The following is a 444-nucleotide window of genomic DNA, read 5'->3' as shown; positions in this document are numbered from 1 at the left end:
AATGTTCAACACGCCCTAATAGTTGCATATACGACTTAATGCTTATGCTACTTATTCAGAAGTAACGCGCATCATTTCTTGAATACTAGTGACACCTTGCAGAACTTTTAAAACCCCAGAACGGCGTAGATCTCGAAAACCATTTTTGAGCGCCGCATCTTTGATATCTATGGCATTGCCGTCTTCCATAATGATACGTGAGATGTCGGGGCTGACCTTCATCACCTCATAAATACCTACACGGCCTTTATAACCTTCACGGCACTCATTGCAGCCCACTGGCTCATAAATCACGTTGTCTGGATTATCCAAATCTGCATCAGTAAAACCAATCTCTAGCAAACTTTGACGAGGGATATTGATCGGTTTTTTACAGTTCTTACACAGTCGCCGCGCCAAACGTTGCGCAATGACTAAGTTGACTGACGTTGCAATGTTAAAAGA

1 pseudogene is annotated in these 444 nt (G+C 42.6%); it reads right to left on the bottom strand.

From position 1 onward, the window contains the following. Nucleotides 1-51 precede the first annotated feature (51 nt). Nucleotides 52-444: pseudogene (locus B3V51_RS04390) on the bottom strand (type IV-A pilus assembly ATPase PilB); the annotation flags it as partial.

The organism is Psychrobacter sp. UBA2514 (assembly GCF_002341255.1).
Classification (GTDB): domain Bacteria; phylum Pseudomonadota; class Gammaproteobacteria; order Pseudomonadales; family Moraxellaceae; genus Psychrobacter; species Psychrobacter pacificensis.
The sequence above is the reverse complement of the archived record's forward strand: the minus strand, read 5'-3'. Positions and strand labels throughout refer to the sequence as shown.